General features: G+C 69.3%; 19 protein-coding genes and 1 tRNA gene. 9 read left to right on the top strand and 11 right to left on the bottom strand.

Translation table 11 applies throughout. The annotated features are described in order from the left end of the window. Positions 1-43 precede the first annotated feature (43 nt). The gene (locus tag ABR571_RS07955) at positions 44-577 is read left to right on the top strand and encodes a PAS domain-containing protein (protein ID WP_409452654.1); all 534 of its coding nucleotides are present in this window, start codon (positions 44-46) and stop codon (positions 575-577) included. Here ABR571_RS07955 and ABR571_RS07960 read toward each other — a convergent pair. After that, entirely contained in the window at positions 574-1,056 is a 483-nt protein-coding gene (locus ABR571_RS07960; protein WP_409452655.1) for a hypothetical protein, read from the bottom strand. The genes ABR571_RS07955 and ABR571_RS07960 overlap by 4 nt on opposite strands. Before the next feature lie 150 nt (positions 1,057-1,206). Here ABR571_RS07960 and ABR571_RS07965 point away from each other — a divergent pair, with 150 nt between their 5' ends. Then, entirely contained in the window at positions 1,207-1,851 is a 645-nt protein-coding gene (locus tag ABR571_RS07965) for a chemotaxis protein CheB (protein ID WP_409452656.1), read from the top strand. 7 nt (positions 1,852-1,858) lie between these two features. Here ABR571_RS07965 and ABR571_RS07970 read toward each other — a convergent pair whose 3' ends face one another. After that, positions 1,859-3,010, bottom strand: coding sequence for a helix-turn-helix transcriptional regulator (locus ABR571_RS07970; RefSeq protein WP_409452657.1), 1,152 nt, complete (start codon positions 3,008-3,010; stop codon positions 1,859-1,861). 112 nt (positions 3,011-3,122) lie between these two features. Here ABR571_RS07970 and ABR571_RS07975 point away from each other — a divergent pair, with 112 nt between their 5' ends. Beyond that, on the top strand, positions 3,123-3,494 hold the full coding sequence (locus ABR571_RS07975; protein WP_409452658.1) for a hypothetical protein: 372 nt from the start codon (positions 3,123-3,125) through the stop codon (positions 3,492-3,494). A 64-nt stretch (positions 3,495-3,558) separates the two neighbouring features. Here the strand turns inward: ABR571_RS07975 and ABR571_RS07980 are convergent. The 5 genes from ABR571_RS07980 to ABR571_RS08000 all read right to left on the bottom strand — a co-directional run bounded on the left by ABR571_RS07980 (position 3,559) and on the right by ABR571_RS08000 (position 7,403). Continuing rightward, positions 3,559-3,635 (bottom strand) — tRNA-Ala (locus ABR571_RS07980). A 48-nt stretch (positions 3,636-3,683) separates the two neighbouring features. Further along, positions 3,684-4,364: a hypothetical protein gene (locus ABR571_RS07985; protein ID WP_409452659.1), complete on the bottom strand. Its 681-nt coding sequence runs from the start codon at positions 4,362-4,364 to the stop codon at positions 3,684-3,686. 213 nt (positions 4,365-4,577) lie between these two features. Further along, positions 4,578-5,204: a GNAT family N-acetyltransferase gene (locus ABR571_RS07990; RefSeq protein WP_409452660.1), complete on the bottom strand. Its 627-nt coding sequence runs from the start codon at positions 5,202-5,204 to the stop codon at positions 4,578-4,580. 16 nt (positions 5,205-5,220) lie between these two features. Next, complete coding sequence (gene glp / locus ABR571_RS07995; RefSeq protein WP_409452661.1) at positions 5,221-6,462, bottom strand: gephyrin-like molybdotransferase Glp; 1,242 nt, start codon at positions 6,460-6,462, stop codon at positions 5,221-5,223. 47 nt (positions 6,463-6,509) lie between these two features. Beyond that, entirely contained in the window at positions 6,510-7,403 is an 894-nt protein-coding gene (locus ABR571_RS08000; protein ID WP_409452662.1) for a UTP--glucose-1-phosphate uridylyltransferase, read from the bottom strand. A 30-nt stretch (positions 7,404-7,433) separates the two neighbouring features. On the opposite strand from ABR571_RS08000, the gene ABR571_RS08005 reads away from it, so the two are divergent. The 4 genes from ABR571_RS08005 to mscL all read left to right on the top strand — a co-directional run bounded on the left by ABR571_RS08005 (position 7,434) and on the right by mscL (position 9,689). Beyond that, the gene (locus tag ABR571_RS08005) at positions 7,434-8,003 is read left to right on the top strand and encodes a 5-formyltetrahydrofolate cyclo-ligase (RefSeq protein WP_409452663.1); all 570 of its coding nucleotides are present in this window, start codon (positions 7,434-7,436) and stop codon (positions 8,001-8,003) included. A 71-nt stretch (positions 8,004-8,074) separates the two neighbouring features. Next, positions 8,075-8,452: an FmdB family zinc ribbon protein gene (locus ABR571_RS08010; RefSeq protein ID WP_409452664.1), complete on the top strand. Its 378-nt coding sequence runs from the start codon at positions 8,075-8,077 to the stop codon at positions 8,450-8,452. Positions 8,453-8,557: 105 nt separating this feature from the next. After that, positions 8,558-9,208 (top strand): Flp pilus assembly protein CpaB, encoded by a 651-nt coding sequence (gene cpaB / locus ABR571_RS08015; protein WP_409452665.1) that lies wholly within the window; start codon positions 8,558-8,560, stop codon positions 9,206-9,208. A gap of 55 nt (positions 9,209-9,263) precedes the next feature. Further along, positions 9,264-9,689 carry a large conductance mechanosensitive channel protein MscL gene (gene mscL, locus ABR571_RS08020; RefSeq protein WP_409452666.1) on the top strand — a complete coding sequence of 142 codons (426 nt, stop codon included), beginning with the start codon at positions 9,264-9,266 and terminating at the stop codon, positions 9,687-9,689. A 6-nt stretch (positions 9,690-9,695) separates the two neighbouring features. On the opposite strand, the gene ABR571_RS08025 is transcribed toward mscL, so the two are convergent. Next, a complete protein-coding gene (locus tag ABR571_RS08025; RefSeq protein ID WP_409452667.1) occupies positions 9,696-9,905 on the bottom strand; it encodes a hypothetical protein in 210 nt (69 codons plus the stop codon). A 78-nt stretch (positions 9,906-9,983) separates the two neighbouring features. Between ABR571_RS08025 and ABR571_RS08030 the strand changes: the two genes are divergently transcribed. After that, positions 9,984-10,256 carry an antitoxin gene (locus ABR571_RS08030; RefSeq protein WP_409452668.1) on the top strand — a complete coding sequence of 91 codons (273 nt, stop codon included), beginning with the start codon at positions 9,984-9,986 and terminating at the stop codon, positions 10,254-10,256. Here ABR571_RS08030 and ABR571_RS08035 read toward each other — a convergent pair. From ABR571_RS08035 to moaC, 3 genes are read right to left on the bottom strand one after another with little or no spacing between them, the layout of a single operon-like run. Then, positions 10,253-10,711: a molybdenum cofactor biosynthesis protein MoaE gene (locus tag ABR571_RS08035; protein WP_409452669.1), complete on the bottom strand. Its 459-nt coding sequence runs from the start codon at positions 10,709-10,711 to the stop codon at positions 10,253-10,255. The genes ABR571_RS08030 and ABR571_RS08035 overlap by 4 nt on opposite strands. After that, entirely contained in the window at positions 10,708-11,196 is a 489-nt protein-coding gene (locus ABR571_RS08040; protein WP_409452670.1) for a MogA/MoaB family molybdenum cofactor biosynthesis protein, read from the bottom strand. Before ABR571_RS08040 ends, ABR571_RS08035 begins: the two co-directional genes overlap by 4 nt. Then, positions 11,193-11,693: a cyclic pyranopterin monophosphate synthase MoaC gene (moaC, locus tag ABR571_RS08045; protein WP_409452671.1), complete on the bottom strand. Its 501-nt coding sequence runs from the start codon at positions 11,691-11,693 to the stop codon at positions 11,193-11,195. The genes ABR571_RS08040 and moaC overlap by 4 nt, the downstream gene beginning before the upstream one ends. A 148-nt stretch (positions 11,694-11,841) precedes the next feature. On the opposite strand from moaC, the gene ABR571_RS08050 reads away from it, so the two are divergent. Further along, entirely contained in the window at positions 11,842-13,710 is a 1,869-nt protein-coding gene (locus tag ABR571_RS08050; protein WP_409452672.1) for a putative Ig domain-containing protein, read from the top strand. Positions 13,711-13,909: the final 199 nt, after the last annotated feature.

Below are 13,909 nucleotides of genomic sequence, written 5' to 3' on the forward strand. Positions count from 1 at the left end.
ACTCCAGTCAACCGTCGAGGAACTCGAGACGACGAACGAGGAATTGCAGTCGACCAACGAAGAACTCGAAACGATGAACGAAGAGCTCCAGTCGATGAACGACGAGCTTCAGGCCACCAACGAGGAACTGCGCGAGCGCACGAGTGAGATCTCCTCGTTGAACGATTTCATGGAATCCATCCTCGGCAGCCTCGATGCCGCCGTCATCGTGCTCGACCGCGACCATGTCGTCCGTGTCTGGAACCGGCACGCGGAAGACCTCTGGGGACTGCGCGAGGATGAAACTCTCGGGGCGCACTTCCTCAACCTCGACAGCGGCCTGCCGACCGAACAACTCAAACCACTGATCGGCGATGTCCTGCACGGCGAGGACCCGGCCGCCGAACTGAAACTCGACGCCATCAACCGGCGTGGACGCTCGATCGCCCTACGCGTCACGGTCACCCCGCTGCGCTCGGACAGCGACGCACCGACCGGCGTGCTGGTGCTCATGGAACAGCCGCCACCGCGATCCGACACGGATGCGACAGCTCCCGGCTCCGAAAAACGCGGCTTCGACGGGCCAGATTCGGGCTAGGCCGCTGTCAGCGCCTTGGCCCGCTGCAGCGCGGCCTGCGCCCGATCGCTGGCGTGCCGAGCGAAATTGAACTGGCTGCTGGCCTGCATCAGTTGGGCCGCCGTTCTGTGCAACTTGGCCGCTTCGCGCGCGGCCGCCGCGCTGCGCAGTCGAGCCGCCGCGGCGTCGCGGCGGACTTCAGCCGACCGCGACGCAGATCCCGGCGGCATCACGCCCACTGGTGTCGGCGCGCATGGTGGCAAAGCATCGGAGTAGGCCACCGGAAACGTGGCTGCCCCCTGATCGACGAAGATCTCAAGCAAGGCTTGCGCGATCCGGTCGTGCTCGAGCGCTCCGCAGGGCACGCCCGCAAGTCGCTGCGCCAACCACACCTCGTCGCCGACGCCGCCGACGGCGACGTAGTGCACCCACAACTCGTCCAGATTCACCCCGGCGAGATCCATCCCGTCGCGCAGACTGAACCCGATCTGGTCGCTCATATCGCTCCTCGGCGGTGCGCGCGCGGTCGGCCGGACTGCGCGCGGTTGAGCCTGCCCACCTCAACCACTGTGCCAGCATCAGTCAGGACTGGCCACCAAGGCGACGACTTTTGGTCCGTGACAATCCGCCCCTGGGCGTAGCGTGAGCCAATGCAGGACGTCGAACACAACCCGGAGCCCGGGACGACGACGGCTTCCCGCGTCGTGGTTATCGCGGCGTCCTTCGGCGGTCTGCAGGCGATTCGGACCGTGCTAGCCACGCTGCCCGAGGCCTTTCCCGCGCCCATCGCGGTCGTCCTGCACCGCGCGGTCGCACCCGCTGACCCGCTCGCCCGGATCCTGGCCCGCGATTGTCAGCTCGCGGTCCGCGCCGCAGCCAACCTCGCGCCGCTGCTCGCGGGGACTGTCGCAGTGTTTCCCGCCGGTCACCGGTGCGGCGTCGCCCCCAACCACAGGGTGCGGGTCCGGCCCGCTGACGGGCAGCGGCTGTCAGCCGATCTGGTCATGCAGGATGCGGCGCACCACTATCAAGCCGGCACGATCGGGGTGGTACTGACCGGCAAGCTCGCCGACGGCGCTCAAGGGGTCCGAGGAGTCAAACGGGCCGGCGGGACGGTCATCGTGCAAGACCCGGCCGAGTGCGCCGCAGCGGGCATGCCCACCGCAGCCCTGGCTACCGGCTGCGTCGACCACACCCTGCCGCTGGCCATGATCGGACCCACGCTGATCGCCCTGGCCATGGCTCCGGGTGTCGCTGAGCTAGGCGGCCCGCAGGCGACAGAAATGACCCTGTGACACCGTGTTAGTTCTCGAGGTGTCTCAGATGCCCGTGAGCATCCAGCGGAGCGCCGGCGAGCAGGCTCGGCAACTGTTCGCTGAAAAAGATCGTCGCCAACAGTTGACGTCGACTTCGGACGCCGGTCTTGTCGAAGATTGCTTTCAGGTGATCCTGCACCGTCCATGGTGACAGGAAGAGACGTTCGCTGATTTGCTGCGTGGAGTGCCCGCGGGCGACCAGCTCGGCAATCTCGCGCTCGCGGGCGGTGAGGCCGAGCGCCTCCAGCCGTAGTGATGCCGTTTGTTCCGGTGCTGCGCGCTGGACGACCACCGCGACCCGCTGCGAGTGGCCCCCGTCGGGCAGGGACGCGTGTAGCGAGATCCACCCTGATGCGCTGGCGATGTGGACCGTCCGGCTTTGACGGGCCGTGCGCACGGCTTCAGCGGTGGTGAGGACGGGGATCGGCATGATCTGCCGGGTGGCAGGGCTGAGGCTGCGCAGGTCTTCCAGAAGCTGCTCGGCGGTGGCGGTGATCAATTCGGGCTCGTTGCGGGGGCCAAGGATGACAAGGCCTGGTGCCCGAGGATCGTCGCCGCCGCGGGCGGCCGAGAGGCGGACCGACTGCCGAAGGGCGTCTGCGATCGGGCCGGACAGCTCCGCCATCAGCCGGACGTCCGAGTCGCCGAAATCGCCGGACCGTTCGCTGCGATGGATGACGACGCATCCCCACGCGCGCTGGCGAGTCACGAACACGGCGCGCAGTTCGTGCGGCGTACCGCACTTGGCCAGAAATTCACGGTAGCGCGCGCTGTGCTGCGGACGCCCCCGCGTCGACTGGCTCAAGACGCCAACCGGTGAGCGGCGCCGGGCCAGCGCGGCGAAGGCGTTGACGTCCGGTCGTAGGTACTCGCTCGCCAGCACGGCCTGGGCCGCGCGCGGCTCGGAGTCGGTGTTGAGGAACCCGTTGGCGATGAGCTCTTCGGGGTTCGCGGTAGTGAGCAGGAGCGTGTCCGGGTCGAGGCCATGCCAGCATGCGGCGTCGAAGGGCAGTGCGCGACGCAGTCGCGCCCCGATCTGCCGGTGCAGTTCGGCGAGCGGTAGCCCGCGTCCGCCCAGCCGGCGCACGTCCTCGACCACTCGGTCCGCGTCCCACTGCGCCACAGCAGAACTGTTCATCCGCACCGGCGAGAGTGCAAGCCACGTGCACGAAATATCCCAGGTCCGGCGGGATGGCCGATCGAGTCAACCACCGCGAACCTATGAATCCCTACTCGTTCGGAGGCATCACATGACCACCCAGTCCGCGACATCCATCGCCTTTGCAATCCCGGTCCTGCCGGGCCAAACCGATCTCGACCGCCGCACCATGCACTCCTGTTGGCACGGCGAGCGCAGCGGGCAGCATGCGGCCTCGCGCCGTCGCCACGGCATCACGCGCGAATCGGTGTGGATTCAGGCCACTCCCGATGGAGACGTCGTCGTCGTGGTGATCGAGGCTCACGACATCGCCGCCGCTCTAGCAGGGCTCGCCGATTCCGACAGCGAATTCGACAGCTGGTTCCGCGAGCACATCCGAATCGTTCACGGCATCGATCTGCAAGCCGGTCTCGCACCGACCGAACAGGTTCTCGACTACCGGGCCGCCCAATCCGCGGGCTGAGCGTGGTGCCTGACGCTTCGCATGTCGCGACCCAGGTGAGACTCATGTCGCGGGACACCGCAATTGGTGGAGCTGAGGGGATTCGAACCCCTGACCCCCTCGATGCGAACGAGGTGCGCTACCGGACTGCGCCACAGCCCCTGACGGGACGGCCCGAGGGCCGTCGATCAGGTTATCAGCCGGAACCGGTCAGCTGGCGCGCCGCTGGACCGCGGCCGGAGCCAGCTCCTCGTTGTAGAGCCCGGTCAGGTCGATCGTGTCCATGCTCATCAGCTCGACGTCGTCGTCGTCGATGCGGACGATCGACTCCGGCGCCTGCTCGAAGCGAGCGATCTCCTCGGTGGCGTCGTAGCCGGCGGGCCGGCGGGCCGATGCCCGCAGCTGCCGGTTCTCGCGCCGGGCCCGGTCACGCAGCGCCTGATTGCGCAGGAACAGGACGTAGCCGGTGAAGCCGAGCAGGAAGGGCAGGGCGAGCAGCCACATCGCGCCGCCCATGACCACTGCCAGCAGCCCGAAGACGACGCTGCCGCCGACCAGGATGCCGAGCGAGCGACGCCGGCGGCCCAGCATCTGCGCGCGGACCTCGGACAGTTCGGAACGGTCGGGCGGGTACATCAGCGCCTCCTGGGCGGCGGGCACGGGGCGGCGGTCGGGGGCCGCGAGCTTGGCGCGGTTCTGCCGCGGGACGTAGACCTCGGCCCGCACCTCGTCCGGCGTGCCGGCCCGGCGGCCCAGCGCGCGCATCGCGCGGCCGAAGCCCTCCACGGACCGCTCGCGGCGCCGCTCGTCGGAGCGGCGCAGCACCATCGGAACGACGACGATCAGCCAGAGAACGGTGAGGACGGCGACCGTCATCAACGGTGACAACATCCAGCACCTCCAGTCACACCAGTAACACGCTGCCGCTCAAGTTAGTGACGGGAACGCCCGGACCGTCGTACGCGCTGCGGCGTGTCGACCAGGAACCTCGACTTGAGGTTGAGAACCCGCGGCGCAGGGGAGGGCCGGTGCCCGGTGATCAATTCCCTCCGCAGCGCACCGGGGGACGCCGGGACGGGACGTGATCACCGGGCTGGGACGTTCTCAGCGCCAGGCCGGATCCGGCGGCAAGGCGGGCAGCCGCGACACCATGCTGCGTCCGGCCAGCTCCTCGACGGTCACCGCGAAGGCGACGTGGTCACGCCACCCGCCGTCGATGTCGAGGAAGCGCTCGTAGAAGCCCTCCTGCCGCAGGCCGAGCTTCTGGACGACCCGCAGACTGGCCGCGTTCTCCGGCCGGATGTCGACCTCGACCCGGTGCAGTCCGGCCGGGCCGAAGCAGTGGTCGATCGCCAGCGCCAAGGCGGTGGGCGTGATCGACCGGCCGGCCATTGCGCTATCCACCCAGTAACCGACCGTGCACGAGCGCAGCGCCCCCTGCACGATGTTGGAGACGTTCAGCTGGCCGACGAGCCGGCCGCCGTACACGATCATGAACGGCAGCATCAGGCCCTTGCGGGCGCTCGAGCGCAGCGCCGAGTGCAGCGCCGGCCACGCCGCGACCGAGTTGCGCTCGTCCCAGCTGTGCGTGGACGTCGGCTCCCACCGTTCGAGCCACTTCTCGTTGCGCAGCCGGATCTCACTCCACGCCCGCGCGTCACGCAGCCGCGGCGGGCGGAGCAGCACCGGTCCGGTCGACGGGGTCGCCGGCCAGCCCGGGATCTTGGTCATGCGCGGTCCCGGACGGCTACCGGTTGGACAGCAGCAGTGGCATGACCGTCACCTGCGAGCCGGCGACCACCTCGGTGTCCTCTTCCGGGACCACGACGAGGCAGTTCGACAGGGCGAGCGACGCAATCAGGTGTGAACCGGCGCCGCCGACGAACGACACGCCGTAGCCGCCACCCGCCTCTCGATGCAGGACGCCGCGGCGGTACTGCCGCACGCCGTGCGGGCTACGCGCGCCCTCCAATGCGACCGCCTGGACCGTCGCCCGCTGCAGGCTGCGCTTGCCCAGCATCTTGCGAATGGCCGGCCGCACGAAAGCTTCGAACGACACCAGGCTGCTGACCGGGTTGCCTGGCAGGCAGAAGATCGGCACCTTGTTGCCGAGGTGCCCGAAGCCCTGCGGTTTGCCCGGCTGCATCGCGACCTTGGTGAACTCGACGGTGCCGAGGTCGGACAGCGCCTCCTTCACGACGTCGAAGGCGCCCATGCTGACGCCACCGGTGGTCAGCAGGACGTCGGCGCGCAGGAGCTGGTTCTCGAGTGTGTCCAGCAGCTTGGCGTGGTCGTCGGCGACGATCCCGATCCGGCGGGCGTCAGCGCCCGCATCCTTCGCCGCGGCGGCGATCATGTACGAGTTCGAGTCGATGACCTCGCCGAACGCGGGACGGTGGCCCACCTCGATCAGCTCGCTGCCAGTGGACAGGATGATGACGCGGGGACGGGGCCGGACGGTGACCCGGTCGCGGCCGATCGCCGCCAACAACGCCAACTGCTGCGGCCCCAACGCGGCGCCGGCGGCGAGCGCCGGAGCGCCCGCGGCGAGGTCCTCGCCGGTGCGGCGGACGCATTCGCCGGTCCGGGCCGGCCGGTTGATCGCCACGCGGGCGAGGCCGCGGTCGGTGTCCTCCAACGGAATCACCGCGTCGGCACCGGCCGGGATGGGCGCGCCGGTCATGATCCGCATGGCGAGGCCGGGGCCCATCCCGGAACGCGACTTCGCGCCTGCCGCCACGTCACCGACGACTTGCAGGCGCACGGGATCGGCCGACGTGGCGTCGCGGGTGTCGATGGCCCGCACCGCGTACCCGTCCATCGCCGAGTTGTCGAAGCTCGGCAGCGGGAAGTCGGCGCTGATGTTCTCCGCCAGCAGCAAGCCCTGCGCATCGAGCAGTGTGAGCTCGATCGGATCGATGGAGCCGATGGCGTCCAGCACGACCGACAGGTGCTCGTCGACCGTCCGCAGGCGATCGTCGTCAGCCACCAGTAACTCTCCTCGCGTGCTCAGTGCCCCTGATCGCGCGGACGGATTCAGCCGTCCTCGGGCTCATACTCCCGCAACCAGGCCCGGAAGTCGGATCCGATGTCGGGATGTCGACCGGCCAGCTGGACGACGGCCTTCATGTAGTCCAGCCCGTTGCCCGTGTCATAGCGCCGGCCGCGGAAGACAACGCCGTGCACGGGAACACCGTCGTGCGCCAGCCGCTGCATCGCGTCGGTCAGCTGGATCTCGTCCTTCGCGCCGGGTTGCGTCGCGCGCAACGCCTCGAAGATCTCCGGTGGCAGGACGTACCGCCCGATGATCGCCAGCGTGCTCGGGGCGGTCTCCGCCGGAGGTTTCTCGACGAGTTCGACGATGGCGACGACCTCTGCCTCCGGGTCGCTGTCCGGAGTGAGGGCGACACTGCCGTACTTGCTGATCTCCGACCGCGGAACGTCGATGAGCCCGATGACGATGCCGCCGTGCTCGCTGTACACGTTCAGCATCGTGTCCAGCAGCTGGTCGCGGTCGTCGATGAGGTCGTCGGGCAGCAGGACGGCCAGCCCCTCGCCGTCGGCGAACTGCTCCCCGTGACCGACCGCGTGGCCGAGCCCGCGGGGGTCCTTCTGGTCGACGAAGGTGAACCTCGCGAGGTCGGGGGCGCGGCGGACGAGCTCGAGTGCGGCCGCGTCCCCCTTCTGCTCCAGCGCCGCCTCGAGTTCGGTGTCGCGCTCGAAGTACTCGGCGATGCCGTGCTTGTCGGGGCTCACGACGAACAGCACCTCGTCGACGCCGACCCGGGCCGCCTCCGTGACGACCAGCTCGATGGCCGGTGTCGTGACGATCGGCGCGAGCTCCTTCGGTACCGCCTTGGTCAGCGGCAGAAACCGCGTGCCTCGACCCGCCGCAGGAATGAGCGCCTTCCGGACGCGGTGCCTCGTCATCCTTCGAGACTACGGGGCCAGAATTGCCCGGTGGACCACGCGAGGCGACCGGACAAGCGCTCGCTGCGCGACGAGCTGTCGGCCGTCCGGCGCGCGCGCGATCCCGCGGCCCTGGAATCGGCCCGGGCCGCAGTGCGCGCACATGTGCTCGAGCGCGTCGCCGGCATCGATGTGGTCGCGGCCTACGTGCCGCTGCGAACGGAGCCGGGTTCGGTCGAACTGCTCGACGAACTCAGCGCCCGGGGCGTCCGCGTCCTGGTGCCCATAACGCTGCCCGACAGGGATCTCGACTGGACGATGTGGACGGCCGACGGTGGCGGAGAGCCGCTCGGGCTGGACGCGGTGGCGACGGCCGGACTGGTCCTGGTGCCGGCCCTGGCGGTGGCGCGCGACGGCACCCGGCTCGGCCGCGGGGGCGGTTCGTACGACCGCGCCCTCGCGCGTTGCGCCCCCGATGCCGTCGTGGCGGCGCTGCTCTTCGACGGCGAGTTGGTCGATCGACTGCCGCGCGACGACTGGGACGTCCCGGTGGCGGCGGTCGTCGCCCCGGCGGGCTGGGTCGGGCTGGACAGGAATACCGATATCGGTTTCGATCGTTAGCAGTCGTAAGCTGAGAGTGCCAACGGGCGAAATCGCGCCCGGCACCCTGACCGAGCTCGCCGGAGGACCGCATGCCCACCTATCAGTACGCGTGCACTGATGCGGACTGCGGCAACCAGTTCGAGCTGGTCCAGTCCTTCACCGACCCGGCCGCCAGCGAGTGCCCGGTGTGCGGCAGCCGCGTGCGCAAGGTCTTCTCGGCCGTCGGCGTGGTCTTCAAGGGATCAGGCTTCTACCGCACCGACAGCCGCGCCGGCGCCGGCAAGTCGAGCGAGTCGTCCTCCGCGTCGGACTCGAAGGATTCGGGCAGCAAGTCGAAGGAGCCGGCTACTGCGTCCACGCCTTCCTCGTCGTCCTCCTCCCCGTCATCCGACTCGTCGAGCGGTTCCAGCTCTTCTTCCTCGTCGTCGTCATCGTCAACGAGCGGCAAGACGGCCGCGTCCGCCTGACACACCACGGCGACAGCCCCGGCCGGGCTGTCCACAGGGCGCACGGTCGTCCACAGGGACCGGTCGCACGGCGCGAAAGGCCGACCCGCTTCCTAACGTGGCGGCATGCTCCGTTCCGTACGCCGAATGCTCCCTCGCTTCGGCCGAACGCCGCGCCTCTGCGCCGCCGGCCTCTGTCTCATCCTGGCTCTGGCCAGCACGATGGGTGCGCACGCGCAGCGTGCGGCCGCGCCGGCCCCGCGATGGGTGTCGGTCGTCGTCAGCACCTCAGATCTACCGGCCGGCCACCGCATCGCCGGCGCCGACCTCCGCGTGGCCCGGTGGCCGCCGTCCCTGCGACCGGCGGGCGCGCGCGCCGCACCGGGCGCGTTGATCGGTCGTCGCCTCGCCGGACCGGTCACTGCCGGCGAGGCGGTCACCTCGACGCGTCTGTTGGGTAACGGGCTGACGACCGGTCTGGCCCGCGGCGCCGTCGCGGCGGCCGTGCCCCTCGACGATCCGCGCGCCGCCGACCTCGTCCGCCCCGGCGATCACCTCGACCTGCTGGAGACGCCGCGCCCTGGTGACTCGGACACCGCGCCGACCGGGCCGCCGAAGGTGGCGACGGTCGCGTCGCACGCGCTCGTCCTCGCCGTACTCCCCCGCACGGCCGAGGCCGACGCCGAGGTGGTGCTGGCGGTCGACCGCGCCGCCGCCGTACAAATCGCCCGCGACCGCGCCGGGCAGGTATTCGCAGTCGTGGCCGATCCGCCTTAGCATCGCCACCCTGGCGGCGCGCGCCGTCGACGGGGTTTCCTACTCGGAGGACGAGATGCTCAAGGGCTTCAAAGAGTTCATCCTGCGCGGCAACGTCGTCGACCTGGCTGTCGCCGTGGTGATCGGCGCAGCGTTCGGCGCGATCGTGAACAAGCTGGTTGCCGACCTCATCACGCCACTCATCGCGGCGATCGGCGGCAAGCCCGACTTCAGCACGCTCAGCTTCACCGTTCACAAGAGCAAGTTCCTCTACGGCGACTTCATCAACGCCCTGATCTCGTTCTTGATCATCGCCGCCGCCATCTACTTCCTCGTCGTGATGCCGCTCAACAAGCTGGCCGAGCGGCGCGCGGCCCGGCTCGCCACGGGGGTCGAGGAACCGGAGGCGAAGGCCGAGGACGTCCTGCTGCTCGAACAGATCCGCGACCTGCTGGCCGCGCAGGGCGGAGGTGGCGCGCCGAACCCCCGACCGCGCCCCTGACGCCCGTCACTCGTGGTGCGGCGGCCGTTCGCGCTGATACCACTCGTCGTCGCGCTCGGACGGCTCGTCACCCCAACCCACGTCCAGCTCATCGCTCGAGACGTCAGGCAGCACCGGCTCGTGCCGCTCCGCGGGCCGGGCCGTCGGCCCCGGCCCCGGCTCCGGCCCCGACTCCGACTCCGACTCCGACTGAGCGTCGTCCTGGTCATCGGGCATGACACCAGTCTGCCCACTGCAGCAGCTGAGTGCTTTGATGGCTTCGCACGATCCCGTACCGACGCCGGAGGCGCAGACATGGTCGAGTCGAGCAAATTCACCGAGAAGGCGACCGAGCTCGCCGGTCAGGCGGCCCAAGCCGCCGGCCCGGCGATCGAGAAGGCCAAGGAGGTCGCCGTCGACCTGGCCGAGAAGGCCGCCCCACTCGTCGAGAAGGCTGCGGTCATCGCCGCCCAGGGAGTCAGTGCCGCCGCCGAGCGGATCGACAAGGCGACCAGCGGCAAGTACACGGACAAGATCTCCGCGGTCTCGTCCAAGCTCGAGGACGCCCTCGACCCCGACAAGCCCTAGGGGCAGTTGACCCACTCGTCGGTGCCGTCGGTGAACACCTGCCGCTTCCAGATCGGCAAGGTGCTCTTCACTTCGTCGACCAGGCGGGCGCAGATCTCGAAGGCCTCCCGCCGGTGTGCGCTGGAGACCGCCGCCACCAGCGCGATGTCGCCGATGGCCAACATCCCGATCCGATGACTGACGGCAAGGGCCAGGACATCCGGCTCCGCGGCGAAGCGCTCGGCGATGTCGGTCAGCACCTTCTCGGCCGTCGGATGCCCCTCGTACTCGAGCTCGACGACGTTGCGGCCCGAATCGTGGTCGCGCACCACCCCGCAGAAGACGACTCGGGCGCCGGCCGCTGGATGGTCGACCGCTGCCTCGTGCAGCTCGGTCGTCAACGGCTGATCGCTGACGCCGACCAACCGGACGACCTGATCGACCTCGCTGCCCGGCGTCGTTCCGGTCTCGCTCATATCCCGCCTCCCGGCCGGTGGTCGCCGCCGCCCATCTGATCGACCGCATGCTCGAGGAGCGGCGCCAAGACACCCATCCCGTCCCGGACGCCCCCCGGCGAGCCGGGCAGCGTCACCACCAGCGTCGCCCGGATCGTTCCGGCCACGCCCCGCGACAGAACCGATGTCGGCACCTTCTCGCGCGACACCGAACGCAGCGCCTCGGCGATGCCCGGGATCTCCCGCTCGAGAAGGGGTCGCACGGCCTCGGGGGTGACGTCGGTCGGCGTCAGCCCGGTGCCCCCGGTCGTCACGACGGCTCGCGCATCAGCAGCCAGTGCATCGGCGACCGCCTCGCGGATCTGCTCGACGTCGTCGGGCACGATCCGGCGCAGCACGATCTCGTGACCCATCGCGCCCAGCATCGAGGCCAGCAGTTCTCCGCTGTCGTCCGGGCGCTCGCCGGTGGCCGAGCGATTCGAGCACGTGATCACCGCCGCCTTCATGAGGCCTCCCCGGCGGCCCACTCGCCGGAGCGTCCGCCGGACTTGGCCAGCAGCCGGACATCGGTCAGCCGAGCCGACCGGTCGACCGCTTTGACCATGTCGTAGAGCGCGAGGCCGGCCGTGACCACGGAGGTCAGCGCCTCCATCTCCACCCCGGTGCGATCGGCCGTACGCGTGGTCGCCGTGATCTCCACCGAGTCGTCGGTGAGTTCCAGCTCGACACTCACCGCGTGCAGCGCGACCGGGTGACACAGCGGAACGAGGTCGGGCGTGCGCTTCGCACCGGCGATGCCGGCGATCCGCGCGACCGCCAGGGCGTCACCCTTGGGCAGACCGTCGCGACGGAGCAGAGCGATGACCTCGGCCGTGGTGACGAACCGACCGGCCGCCCGCGCCTCACGCACGCTGATGTCCTTGGCGGAAACGTCCACCATGCGGGCCTCGCCCCGCCCGTCGACATGCGTCAGTCGGGACCTTGGTTCCGGGGGGCGGGTCATTGGCCCAGGGTAGTTAGCCCGGGCCGCCGGTAACTTCCTGCCACGGCAGTACTTGCGAGTTCACCGCCACCTCATATTGCGCGAAGCGGTTCTAACTTGTGCCGGACCCTGAACTAGCGGGGATCGGTACGCCACCCAGGAGGTTGTTTTGAAGGTCCGTACACGAGGACTGACCGTCCTCATCGGGACGTCGGCGCTGATCGCTGCCGCCCTGTCCGTTCCGGCATCGGCCGGAGCCGCCCCGACTGGCGGAGTACGCAACCCGTACTCGCCGGCCTACGGCCATTCCTACCGTCACGGGGTCCTTCCGACCCGGGAGCTGAACACGAAAATGCAGGGCTGGGAGAAGCTGCACAACAACGCCGTCTCCACCAGTGCCCGCACCCTGGCCTACGGCGGGGGCGTCGACGGCATCGGCGTGCAGAGCGGTCACTCCAAGGTCTATCTCGTCTTCTACGGCACCCAGTGGGGCACCCAGACCACGACCAACGGTGTCAGCAGCTTCTCCGGCGACACGAACGGCGCGGCCCAGGCCGCGCAGAACATGTTCAATGGCATCGGCACCAACAACGAGCTGTGGTCGGCCGACCTCACCCAGTGGTGCGACGGCCCGAACGTCGCCGCCGGCGCAACGAGCTGCCCTTCGAATGCGGCATTCATCCCGTACCAGGCCGGCGGTGTGCTGTCCGGCGTCTGGTACGACAACACCAAGGCATCGCCGTCCGGAGCGACCGCGGCTCAGCTCGGCAGCGAAGCGGTCAGCGCCGCCGCGCACTTCGGCAACACGACCGCCGCCGCCAACCGCGACTCGTACTACGTGATCCTCTCGCCGCACGGCACGAACCCGGACAACTACCAGAGCCCGACGCAGGGTTACTGCGCGTGGCACGACTGGAACGGTGACGTCGGCGTCTCGTCCCCCTACGGCGACATCGCGTTCAGCAACCAGCCGTACAACATCGACATGGGCTCGAGCTGCGGCACCCACTTCATCAACAGCGGCGCTTCGGGCATCACCGACGGCTACACGATGACGCTCGGCCACGAGTGGCAAGAGATGATGTCCGACCAGAACCCGGCGGGCGGGTGGACGAACCACCAGACCAGCAGCGCGTACTACCAGCAGGAGAACTCCGACGAGTGCGCCTGGATCGCGGCTGGGCAGACCGGCGGGGCGGCCAACATCACCTTCGCCACCGGCACGTTCGCCGAGCAGGCGTCGTGGTCGAACGACACGAACAGCTGCGCCATCTCGCATCCGATCGTCGGCGGCACCAGCACGGGCAACACCGTGACCGTCACCAACCCGGGCAATCAGACGGGGACGGTCGGCACGGCGAAGAGCCTGCAGATCCAGGCGACGGATTCCGCTTCGGCCGCGCTGACGTACTCGGCGACCGGACTGCCGACCGGACTCTCGATCAACGCATCGACGGGCTTGATCTCCGGTACGCCGTCGGCCGCCGGCACGTTCAGCACGACGGTCACCGCGAAGGACAGCACCAATGCGTCCGGCAGCACCTCGTTCACCTGGACGATCAGTCCGGCCGGTGGCGGTTGCGCGAGCCCGGGCCAGAAGCTGGGCAACCCGGGCTTCGAGACCGGCACCGCTGCTCCGTGGACGGCGACGGCAGGGGTGGTCGACAACTCCACGTCCCAGCCGGCGCATTCGGGTAGCTGGAAGGCCTGGATGGACGGCTACGGCTCAGCGCACACCGACACGCTCAGCCAGTCGGTGACGATTCCAGCCGGATGCTCGGCGACGTTCAGCTTCTGGCTGCACATCGACTCGGCTGAAACGACCACGTCGGTGGCGTACGACAAACTGACGGTGAAGGCGGGCAGCACGACCTTGGCCACGTACTCCAACCTCAACAAGGCCACGGGATATGTGCAGAAGTCGTTCAGTCTCTCCTCGCTCGCCGGCCAGACCGTGTCGGTGTCGTTCAGCGGCAGTGAGGACTCGTCACTGCAGACGTCGTTCGTCGTCGATGACACCGCGGTGACGCTCAGCTGACAGAATTCTGAACAACAACACCGGCGGGCCGCCTAGGGAACCAGGCGGCCCGCCGTGTCTACCGCGCTGCTGCCACGGCGGCCCAGGCGCCGTAGCTGCTCACATCTTGCTTGGGCATGATCGGGTGATCATGCGACGTCCCTCGCGGGCCACCTGGCCCGTCCTCGTCATCACAGCCGTCCTCGCGGTAGCGGCGGCC

Source organism: Jatrophihabitans sp., assembly GCF_046262535.1.
GTDB lineage: Bacteria > Actinomycetota > Actinomycetes > Mycobacteriales > Jatrophihabitantaceae > Jatrophihabitans.

What these genes read in the sequence shown, in the direction of transcription:
- ABR571_RS08030 (WP_409452668.1), top strand. Translation starts at nt 9,984, where the DNA reads ATGGTCGAGTCGAGCAAATTCACCGAGAAGGCGACCGAGCTCGCCGGT.
- ABR571_RS07990 (WP_409452660.1), bottom strand. Translation starts at nt 5,204, where the DNA reads ATGACCAAGATCCCGGGCTGGCCGGCGACCCCGTCGACCGGACCGGTG.
- ABR571_RS07985 (WP_409452659.1), bottom strand. Translation starts at nt 4,364, where the DNA reads ATGTTGTCACCGTTGATGACGGTCGCCGTCCTCACCGTTCTCTGGCTG.
- ABR571_RS08040 (WP_409452670.1), bottom strand. Translation starts at nt 11,196, where the DNA reads ATGAAGGCGGCGGTGATCACGTGCTCGAATCGCTCGGCCACCGGCGAG.
- ABR571_RS07970 (WP_409452657.1), bottom strand. Translation starts at nt 3,010, where the DNA reads ATGAACAGTTCTGCTGTGGCGCAGTGGGACGCGGACCGAGTGGTCGAG.
- ABR571_RS08035 (WP_409452669.1), bottom strand. Translation starts at nt 10,711, where the DNA reads ATGAGCGAGACCGGAACGACGCCGGGCAGCGAGGTCGATCAGGTCGTC.
- ABR571_RS07975 (WP_409452658.1), top strand. Translation starts at nt 3,123, where the DNA reads ATGACCACCCAGTCCGCGACATCCATCGCCTTTGCAATCCCGGTCCTG.
- ABR571_RS07965 (WP_409452656.1), top strand. Translation starts at nt 1,207, where the DNA reads ATGCAGGACGTCGAACACAACCCGGAGCCCGGGACGACGACGGCTTCC.
- cpaB (WP_409452665.1), top strand. Translation starts at nt 8,558, where the DNA reads ATGCTCCGTTCCGTACGCCGAATGCTCCCTCGCTTCGGCCGAACGCCG.
- ABR571_RS08010 (WP_409452664.1), top strand. Translation starts at nt 8,075, where the DNA reads ATGCCCACCTATCAGTACGCGTGCACTGATGCGGACTGCGGCAACCAG.
- ABR571_RS07960 (WP_409452655.1), bottom strand. Translation starts at nt 1,056, where the DNA reads ATGAGCGACCAGATCGGGTTCAGTCTGCGCGACGGGATGGATCTCGCC.
- ABR571_RS08025 (WP_409452667.1), bottom strand. Translation starts at nt 9,905, where the DNA reads ATGCCCGATGACCAGGACGACGCTCAGTCGGAGTCGGAGTCGGAGTCG.
- moaC (WP_409452671.1), bottom strand. Translation starts at nt 11,693, where the DNA reads ATGACCCGCCCCCCGGAACCAAGGTCCCGACTGACGCATGTCGACGGG.
- ABR571_RS08000 (WP_409452662.1), bottom strand. Translation starts at nt 7,403, where the DNA reads ATGACGAGGCACCGCGTCCGGAAGGCGCTCATTCCTGCGGCGGGTCGA.
- mscL (WP_409452666.1), top strand. Translation starts at nt 9,264, where the DNA reads ATGCTCAAGGGCTTCAAAGAGTTCATCCTGCGCGGCAACGTCGTCGAC.